Below are 8,607 nucleotides of genomic sequence, written 5' to 3'. Positions count from 1 at the left end.
GGAGTGGTCCGCGGCGGAGCGGGTGCGTCGGGCGGGTGTGTCCTCGTTCGGGATCAGCGGCACCAACGCCCACCTCGTCCTCGAACAGGCCCCCGTGGAGACCAGGCCCGGAGCGGAGCGACGCGTCGAACTCCCGGTCGTGCCCTGGGTGATCTCCGGCCACCGCCACGACGCCCTGCGGGCGCAGGCCGGTCGTCTCGCGGCCTTCGTCGAGGCACGCCCGGACACCTCCGCCACAGAGATCGGCACGGCACTCGCGGCGGGTCGTGCGGTGCACGAGCACCGTGCGGTGGTGGCGGGTGCGTCGCGGGAGGAGTTGCTCGACGGGGTGCGGGCGGTGGCCCGGGGCGAGGGCGATGCCGGTGTGACTCATGTGGACGCGGATGTCGCACGGACGGTGTTCGTGTTCCCGGGGCAGGGGTCGCAGTGGGCGGGTATGGCGCTGGAGCTGCTGGGGGATGTTCCGGCTTTCGCCGAGCGGCTGGAGGAGTGTGCGGCGGCTCTGGACCCGTATATGGAGATGCCTCTCTTGGACGCGTTGGGCGACGGGGTGGCGTTGGAGCGGGTGGAGGTGGTGCAGCCCGCGCTGTGGGCGGTGATGGTGTCCCTGGCGCGGGTGTGGGAGTGGTTCGGGGTGCGTCCGGCCGCGGTGGTGGGTCATTCGCAGGGTGAGATCGCGGCTGCGGTGGTGGCGGGTGCGTTGAGTCTGGAGGACGGGGCGCGCGTGGTGGCGCTGCGCAGCCGGGCCATCGCCGCCGGACTCGCGGGCCACGGCGGCATGGCGTCGGTGGCAGCCTCCGAGAAGGACGTGCGGCGACTTCTGGACGGCATCACAGAGCCCGTGACCGTGGCCGCGGTCAACGGGCCGGCCACCACCGTCGTCTCCGGCACCCCCGAAGGGCTCGACGCGCTCAGGACCCGGTGCGAGCGCGACGGAGTGCGCTACCGCCGCATCCCCGTCGACTACGCCTCCCACTCGGCGCAGGTGGACGCCCTTGCCGACCGGATCCTCGCCGACCTCGCCCCGATCCGGGCGGGCCGCGCCCAGGTGCCGTTCTTCTCGACGGTCACCGGCGACTGGCTCGGCGACGACGTGCCGGACGCCGCCTACTGGGTGCGCAACCTCCGCCACCGGGTCCGCTTCGAAGAGGCCGTACGCGTCCTCGCCGCCACGGGTACGGGGGCGTTCGTGGAGTGCAGCGCGCACCCGGTGCTGACCGCGGCCGTGGAGGACACCCTCGAGGAAGTCGGTCACGAGGCCGCGGTGACGGGAACCCTGCGCCGCGACGACGGAGGGCCGCGACGCCTGTTCGCCTCGCTCGGCGAGGCCTTCGCACAGGGAGCGCCCGTGGACTGGGCGCGGGCGTTCGCCGCCGGTGACGCCACACGCGTCGATCTCCCCACCTACGCCTTCCAGCGCGAACGTTACTGGTGGGAGCCCGCCACGCCGCGCGGGCCCGCCGCCGCGCAGGACACCGCGCGGCCCGGCGACGACAGCGGCTTCTGGGAAGCGGTGCAGAGCGACGACCCCGAGACCCTCGCCGGGCTGCTCGACGTGGACGGCGACGCCCTGGCGGGTGTGCTGCCCGCTCTGCGGACCTGGCGCCGGCGCCGTACGGACCGGGCCACCGTCGACTCCTGGCGGTACCACGTGCGCTGGGCTCCCACCGTGCTGCCCGCCGCCCCGGTCCTGACCGGGACGTGGCTGCTGGCGGTCCCCGCCGACTCCGTCGCGGCGGCCGACTGCGCCGACACGGTCGCCGCCGCCGTGCGCGACCACGGGGGTGACGTCACCACACTCACCCTGCGCGGGGACGCCACCCGCGACGACATCGCGGACCTGCTGCCCGAGGGAACGTTCGCGGGTGTGCTGTCCCTGCTGAGCGTCGTCGACGGCGGCGCCGAGGAGGGGGTCGAGCGCACCGGACTCACCACCACCGCCGCCCTGTTCCAGGCGCTCGGCGGGGTCGAGTCCTGCGGCCCCCTGTGGTGCCTGACCCGTGACGCGGTCACCGCCACCGCCCAGGACGCGCGGACCGTCCGCGACCACGCCGCCGCCCAGCGGATGGTGTGGGGCTTCGGCAGGATCGCGGCCCTGGAACACCCCGAGCGGTTCGGCGGACTCGTCGATCTGCCCGCACGCCCCGACGGGCCCACGGGCCGCCTCCTCGCGGCGGTCCTGGCCGGCGACAGCGGCGAGGACCAGGTGGCTCTGCGCCCGTCCGGCGCGCTCGTCCGGCGCCTGCTCCGCACCGGCGCGGGCGGGACCCGGCCGGTGTGGCGCCCGCGCGGCACCGTCCTGGTGACCGGTGGTACCGGAGGTCTCGGCGCCCGGGTGGCCCGTCACCTCGCCGGGCGGGGCGCCGAGCACCTCCTGCTGGTCAGCCGGCGCGGCCCCGACGCGCCGGGCGCCGCCGAACTCCGCACCGAGCTGGAGAAGAGCGGCGTCGGCGTCACCCTCACCTCGTGCGACGTCGGGGACCGCGCGGCCCTCGCCGAGCTGCTCGCGACCGTGCCCGCCGACCGCCCCCTGACGGCGGTCGTGCACACCGCCGCAGTCCTGGACGACTCCGTCGTCGACGGCCTCACCCCCGACCGGATCGACCGGGTCCTGCGGGTCAAGGCCGACGGTGCCCGGCACCTGCACGAGCTGACCCAAGGCGCCGACCTGGACGCCTTCGTGCTCTTCTCCTCCCTCGCCGGCACGCTGGGCGCCTCCGGGCAGGGCAACTACGCCCCCGGGAACGCCTACTTGGACGCGCTCGCCGAGCAGCGGCACGCGCTGGGACTGCCCGCCACCTCCATCGCCTGGAGCATCTGGGACGAGCACGGCATGGCCACCGAGGGCGACATCGAGGCGACCGCCGGCCGCCACGGTCTGCCCGTGATGGACCCCGACCTGGCCGCCGCGGCCCTCGTCGCGGTGGCCGGCGACACCGAACCGACCGTCGTGATCGCGGATGTGGAGTGGGACAGGTTCCACGTGGCCTTCACCGCCACCCGCCCCAGCCCCTTCCTCTCCGACCTGCCCGAGGTCCGGCAGCTCACCACCGCGGCCGCCGCCGGGCCCGCCCCCGACGCGGCCCCGGGCGCCGACGGGCTCGCCGGGCGCATCACCGCACTGGGCGACCGGGCCGAACAGCAGGCCGCCCTGCTCTCCCTCGTCCGCGAACAGGCCGCCAAGGTCCTCGGCCACTCCGGCCCCGAGGCCGTCGATCCGACGACCGCCTACCGCGACCTCGGCTTCGACTCGGTCACCGCCGTCGAACTGCGCAACCGGTTGAACAAGGCGACCGGACTGCGGCTCCCCTCCACCCTCGTCTTCGACCACCCCACGGCCCGCGATCTCGCCGCCCATCTGCGGGACGAACTCGTCGGCGGTCGCGACCCGGAACCCGCCCCCGGCCCCGCCCCGGCGGACGACGACCGGATCGCCATCGTCGGCATGGGCTGCCGCTTCCCCGGAGACGTCCGTTCTCCGCAGCAGCTGTGGCAGCTACTGCGCGACGGGGGCGACGCCATCACCCCGTTCCCCGACGACCGGGGGTGGGACCTCGACACCCTCCGGGGGTCCGGCTCCGGCGAGCGGACCGGCACGTCGACCGCCCAGGAGGGCGGGTTCCTGCACGACGCGGGCGACTTCGACGCGGAGTTCTTCGGGATCTCGCCGCGTGAGGCGCTGGCGATGGACCCGCAGCAGCGGCTGCTCCTGGAGACCTCCTGGGAGGCGCTCGAACAGGCGGGCATCGACCCGACCGCTCTGCACGGCACCCGCGCGGCCGTGTTCACCGGCACCAACGGCGGCGACTACCTCGCCGTCGGCCCCGACGTCCCCGAGGAGACCGCCGGATACGTCGCCACGGGCAACACCGGCAGCGTCCTGTCCGGCCGCGTCGCCTACACCCTCGGACTGGAGGGCCCCGCCCTCACCGTCGACACCGCCTGCTCGGCCTCCCTCGTCGCCCTGCACCTGGCCGTGCGCTCGCTCCGCCAGGGCGAAAGCGATCTGGCCCTGGCCGGTGGCGTGACCGTCATGTCCACCCCGGGCATCTTCACCGAGTTCACCCGCCAGGGCGGCCTGGCCCCCGACGGGCGCAGCAAGGCGTTCGGAGCCGGCGCGGACGGCGCCGGGTTCGCCGAGGGCGTCGGCGTCCTCGTCGTCGAACGACTCTCGGACGCCCGTCGCAACGGCCACCAGGTCCTCGCGGTCGTGCGGGGCAGCGCGGTCAACCAGGACGGGGCGTCGAACGGCCTGTCCGCGCCCAGCGGCCCTGCCCAACAGCGCGTGATCCGGGCGGCGTTGACGGACGCCGGGCTCGACGGGGCCGACGTGGACGTGGTGGAGGCGCACGGTACGGGTACGAAGCTGGGTGACCCGATCGAGGCCGGTGCGCTGCTGGCCACGTACGGGCAGGGCAGGGACCCGGAACGGCCGCTGTGGCTGGGGTCGGTGAAGTCGAACATCGGGCACACCCAGGCCGCCGCCGGTGTCGCGGGCGTCATCAAGACCGTCCTCGCCCTGCGGCACGGCACCCTGCCGCCCACCCTGCACGCCGAGGAGCCCTCCGCACACGTCGACTGGTCCTCCGGCGCCGTGGCACTCCTCACCGCGCCACGCGACTGGCCCGAGACGGGACGGCCCCGGCGGGCCGGAGTCTCCTCGTTCGGAGTCAGCGGAACCAACGCCCACGTCATCCTGGAACAGGGACCGGACACCGGGACCCACGACGACGACCGCCCCGACGGCACCTTCGCACCCTGGACCCTGTCGGCGCGGTCCGACGCCGCCCTGCGCGAGCAGGCCCGGCGCCTGCTGGCGCCGGCCCAGGAGGCCACGGGGACCGCCCGGATCGGCGACATCGGCCACACCCTCGCGACCACACGCGCCGTACTCGACCACCGCGCGGTCGTCCTCGGCGCCGACGGCACCGGTCCGGCCGGTGTCCTGACCGACCTCGCGGAGGGCCGGCGGACACCCGGCATCGTCCGCGGCACAGCCACCCCCGCCGACGACCGCGTCGTCTTCGTGTTCCCGGGTCAGGGGTCGCAGTGGGTGGGTATGGCGCTGGAGCTGCTGGGGGATGTTCCGGTGTTCGCGGAGCGGCTGGAGGAGTGTGCGGCGGCGTTGCAGCCGTTCATGGGTGTTCCGTTGGTGGAGGCGTTGGGCGACGGGGTGGCGTTGGAGCGGGTGGAGGTGGTGCAGCCCGCGCTGTGGGCGGTGATGGTGTCGTTGGCGCGGGTGTGGGAGTGGTTCGGGGTGCGTCCGGCCGCGGTGGTGGGTCATTCGCAGGGTGAGATCGCGGCCGCGGTGGTGGCGGGTGCGTTGAGTCTGGAGGACGGGGCGCGCGTGGTGGCGCTGCGCAGCCGGGCCATCGCCGCCGGACTCGCCGGTCACGGCGGCATGGTGGCCGTGGAACAGCCCGTCGCCGAGGTGGAGGGGATCATCTCCTCCCGCGACGAGGAACTGACCGTCGCCGCCGTGAACAGCCCCGCCACCACGGTGGTCTCCGGCAGCACGGAGGCGCTAGACGGCCTGATGGATCAGTGCGTGAAGCGCGGGGTCCGGGCCCGCCGCGTTCCCGTCGACTACGCCTCCCACTGCGCCCAGGTCGAGACCATCCGCGCCCAGGTCGAGAAGGCGGTGGCCGACGTGGCGCCGCGGCCCACGCGGATACCGTTCTTCTCCACGGTGGCCGGAGGCGAGCTCGCCCACACGGAACTGGACGGCACCTACTGGTACCGCAATCTGCGGTCCACCGTCCGCTTCGAGGAGACCGTACGCGCCCTGCTCGACGCGGGATTCCGCAGGTTCGTCGAGGCGAGCGCCCACCCGGTGCTGACCACCGGCGTGCAGATCACCGCCGAGGACCACGGGACGGACGTGACCGTCACCGGCACACTGCGCCGCGACGACGGCGGCCGGCCGCGCCTGACGCGGTCGCTGGCCGAGGCGTTCGTCACCGGCGTGCCCGTGCGGTGGGCCCGCTGCTACGAAGGCAGCCCGGTCCGGCGGGCCGAGCTGCCCACGTACCCCTTCCAGCACAAGCGCTACTGGGTGGCGGACGGCGGCGCCGCCGGTCGCCGTACCCCCGTGCACCAGGACGGCGCGGAAGCCACCGGGCACGCCCTGCTCGGCGGCGCGGTGCCGCTGCCCGGGACCGGCGGGGCCCTGTTCACCGGGCGGCTGTCGCCGCGGGACCAGCCCTGGCTCCGCGACCACGCCGTACGCGGCCGCGTACTGGTGCCGGGCACGACCCTGCTGGACATGGTCCTGCGCGCCGGGGACGCCGTCGGCTGCGGCCGGGTGGAGGAACTGGTCCTCGAGACCCCGCTGCTCCTGGACACCTCCCGGCCGACACAGGTGCAGGTGCTGGTGGCGGGGGCCGCGGAGGACGGCAGCCGTACGGTGGACGTGCACGCCCGCGTCCAGGACCCCGCGTCCCAGGACACGGAGTGGGTACGGCACGCACGGGCGACGCTCGTGAGCGGCGCCGGGCACCAGGAACCCACGGGCTCCGAGAACTGGCCCCCGGCCGACGCACAGCCCGTGGACATCACCGGTCTCTACGAGCGGCTGCACGAGCAGGGCCTCACGTACGGGAAGCGGTTCCAGGGGCTCACACAGGTCTGGCGCGGGCCGCAGGGCGAGCTGTTCGCCGAAGTCACCGTGCCCGAGACGGACGTCACGGGCTTCGGCATCCACCCGGCGCTCCTCGACGCCGCCCTCCACGCCTGGCCTGCCTGCGCGGACGACGAGGCCATCGGGCGGCTGCCCTTCCTCTGGACCGGCGTCACCCTCCACGCCACCGGCGCGACGCGGCTGCGGGCCACGCTCGTACCGACCGCCGAGGGCGCCTACTCGGTACAGGCCACGGACAGCGCGGGGCTGCCCGTCCTGTCCGCCGACGGGCTCGTGACGCGTCCGCTCGACGAGGCGCGGCTCCCGGCTCCGCCCGAGGACGGCGTCGCCGCTGCCTACCGGGTCGCCTGGACCCGCGTACCGGCACCGGCCCAGGACGGCGAAGCGCCGCGGGTCGCGGTGCTCGGCGACACGGCCGGGGGGCTGCCCGGGACGGACCCGGCCCACGCCGGACACGCCGACCTGGAAGCACTGGAGGCACATCTGGCGGGCGGGGAGCTGCCGGCACCCGGTCACGTCCTGGTGGACCTGCGGACCGACGCGTCGCCGGGCATCGACGTGTCCCCGGACAGCGGGGAGAACATGGCCGCGGCCGCCGAGGGCACCACCCTTCGCGCGCTGGAGCTCGTGCAGGAGTGGCTGTCGAGCGGGTACTTCACACAGTCCCGGCTGGTCCTCGTCACCGGCGGCGCCGTACAGGCCCACGGCGGCGAACGCCTGGACCACCTCGCGGCCGCACCCGTATGGGGACTGGTGCGTTCGGCACAGACCGAGCACCCCGGGCGCTTCGTCCTCCTCGACGTCCTCGACAGGACCGACGCGACGCCCGACACGGTGCTGCGTGCCCTGGCCGGGGGCGAGCCCCAACTCGCCGTCCGCGGCGACGACGTCCTCGTTCCGCGGCTGGTGCGCGGCGAGGAACCGCCGACGCCGGAGCACCGGCCGGCCCCGGCGGGGGAGCGGGCGGAGCCGCTCCCGGCGCACGACGAGGAACCGGCCGGGGAACGGCGGCTCGCCCACGCCGGGAACGGCACCCTCGAAGGGATCGTCTGGGGCCCCTCGTGCGAGAACCAGGGCAGCCGCACGCTGGGCGAGCACGAGGTGCGCATCGCGATCCGGGCCGTCGGGCTCAACTTCCGTGACGTGCTGATCCCGCTGGGCATGTACCCGGACGCGGAGAACGCGCGGATGGGCAGTGAGGGTGCGGGCGTGGTCACCGGGATCGGCCCCGGTGTGACGGGTGTCGCGGTCGGTGACCGGGTCATGGGCGTCTGGCAGGACGGGTTCCGGTCCTGCGTCGTGGTGGATGAGCGGGTGGTGGTGCCGGTCCCGGAGGGGTGGTCGTTCGTTGAGGCCGCTTCGGTTCCGGTGGCGTTTGTGACGGCGTTCTACGCGTTGGTGGATGTGGCGGGTGTGCGGTCGGGCGAGACGGTGTTGGTGCATGCGGCCGCGGGTGGTGTGGGGATGGCTGCGGTGCAGTTGGCCCGGTGGCTGGGGGCTGAGGTGTGTGCGACGGCGAGTGAGTCGAAGTGGCCGGTGGTGCGGGGTCTGGGGGTGGCGGGGGAGCGTATTGCCTCGTCGCGGTCGGTGGGGTTCGCGGAGGTGTTCCGGTCGGGTGTGGATGTGGTGGTGGATTCGCTGGCGGGGGAGTTGGTGGACGCGTCGTTGGGGTTGGTGCGTCCGGGGGGCCGGTTCGTGGAACTGGGCAAGGCCGATGTGCGCGATCCGGGGAAGGTCGCCGCTGCCTACGACGGTGTGATGTACCGGGCGTTCGACCTCGCGGAGGTGGCGCCTGAGCGCCTGGGAGAGATGCTGCGCGAGGTGGTGGAACTGTTCGGGACCGGTGCGCTGGAGTTGCTGCCGAGGCAGGAATGGGACGTGCGGCGGGCGGGTGAGGCGTTCGCGTTGATGAGCCGTGCGCGGCATGTGGGCAAGCTGGTGTTGAGTGTGCCGTCGGCTCCTGTGGC

1 protein-coding gene is annotated in these 8,607 nt (G+C 74.5%); it reads left to right on the top strand.

What is annotated here, in order from left to right:
• Positions 1 to 37: 37 nt before the first annotated feature.
• A partial coding sequence (locus tag ACGFYH_RS37015; protein ID WP_393807563.1) for an SDR family NAD(P)-dependent oxidoreductase occupies positions 38 to 8,607 on the top strand: 8,570 nt, incomplete at its 3' end.

Origin of the sequence: Streptomyces sp. NPDC048392, from assembly GCF_043200575.1 — a bacterium.
Taxonomy (GTDB): Bacteria; Actinomycetota; Actinomycetes; order Streptomycetales; family Streptomycetaceae; genus Streptomyces.
This window is presented reverse-complemented; position numbering and strand designations above follow the sequence as displayed.